This window comes from Streptobacillus ratti (assembly GCF_001891165.1).
Lineage (GTDB): Bacteria > Fusobacteriota > Fusobacteriia > Fusobacteriales > Leptotrichiaceae > Streptobacillus > Streptobacillus ratti.
The window spans coordinates 1-1,617 of record NZ_LKKW01000064.1 but is presented as its reverse complement, the minus strand read 5'-3'; the positions used below and the strand labels follow the sequence as shown (position 1 = coordinate 1,617).

Annotated in this window: 1 protein-coding gene; it reads right to left on the bottom strand. The window is 22.0% G+C overall.

Annotation, left to right across the window (positions count from 1 at the left end; all coding sequences use genetic code 11):
* Positions 1-140 precede the first annotated feature (140 nt).
* Positions 141-1,385 (bottom strand): S41 family peptidase, encoded by a 1,245-nt coding sequence (locus BT993_RS06755; RefSeq protein WP_072593800.1) that lies wholly within the window; start codon positions 1,383-1,385, stop codon positions 141-143.
* Between the last annotated feature and the right edge of the window lie 232 nt (positions 1,386-1,617).

Sequence of the window (1,617 nt, the reverse complement as noted above, 5' to 3'; positions counted from 1 at the left end):
AAAACTTCAATTTTTTTATTTAAAAAAGAGAATTTCCATAAATTTTAGAAATTCTCTCTTCTATTCTGTCCTATTTCGGAACAGCCCAATAGAATACCTATTATTTGCTATTTACAAATTTTTTCATACGCTCTTTTATATCAATTTATTCTTTTTGTTAACTCTTTAACAATCTTTTCTATATCTTGATTATTATTTTTAAGCCAAATATCTGGATAAAATCCTTGTCCCTCTCCATGAAATTCTTTAGGTGCAAAATTTCCATATTCTGGTATTTTTAGTATCAAATTAGAATTTTTTAAGATATAGCTATGTCCTGAGGCTGTTATAAAAGTACCACTAGTGTTTGTGCCTATAACATATACATTTTTATAATCTATAGTCTTTAACATGTACAATGTGCTTTCACTAGCAGAAGAACTTCTATCATTAACAATGACAAAAATTTTAGAATTCCCTCTTTTCTTTACAGCTCCCTCAACATTCTTTTTATAGTTATCATAATATGATGATAAATATTTTGAAATATTATTATATAGTTGCCCTTTTATACTTACGATATTAAAAGGTATGTCATAGTATCTTCTTAAAATATATTCTATAGAACTTGGGTATCCTCCTAGATTTCCTCTTAAGTCTAATATTAAGTTCTTATCCTCTAGCTTTTCATCTTTTAATATATCAAACAAATGTTCTTCTAAATTTTTACCATTTATATAAATGTTTAAAAATGTTGGTAAACTTAGGTAAATATATTCTTTTTCTACTTTTAATTGAAAATTATTTGAACTTTTACTAGTAACTTTAAAAAAGTCTATTTCTTCACTAGTGTTATCAGTATATTCTATTTTAACTCCCTTACTTAAACTTCCTGTAACATCTATATCTAAAATAGCATATCTTAAATTTAAATCATCATCTACAGTTTTGATTATATGCTTTTCTATATCTTCTTCATCTTTTATCTTATATATTTCAGTATTGTTTATATAATACTTATCATTTTTCTTGCTTACATATGCTTTAGAAATATATGCATCAGATTTTTTAGAAATACCATTTTCTTCAAAAATAAAATGACTATTGCTAATATATTTATTTAGTAAATCTAATATCTTTTTCTTAAAATCTTTAAGTGTTATTTCATCATCTACATCTTTTAAAATTTCATCTTTTTCTTTTTCTAAATTATTAAAATCAATCTCATTATATAAAGCATATCTTGTTTTTAATAAATATAGTAAAATGTCTATATCTTCTATAGCTTCCCTTTTATTTAATTTTTCAGGTTTAATAAATAGTTTTGCTAATATATCATCTGAAAAAGAACTTGTTTTAATAGCTTTTTCATATTCTAAATCAATTAAATCATTTATTTTATTCATTTTCTTTTCGTATTTTGAATAATCTACATTAAATTTATATGGAACTAATTCAATTTCATCTTTTTTAAAACAACTAGATAATAAAAAAAAGATAAATAATATATAAAAAGTTTTTTAAAATTATACATAACTCACTCCCTTTGATACTTTATCATAAAATTATATCACAATATCAATAAATGTGTAAAATATATGTATTTAATAACATTATTGACCTAAATTCCAAAAGTAA

Coding starts and splice junctions, on each gene's coding strand:
- BT993_RS06755 (WP_072593800.1), bottom strand. CDS start 1,385: ATGAATAAAATAAATGATTTAATTGATTTAGAATATGAAAAAGCTATT.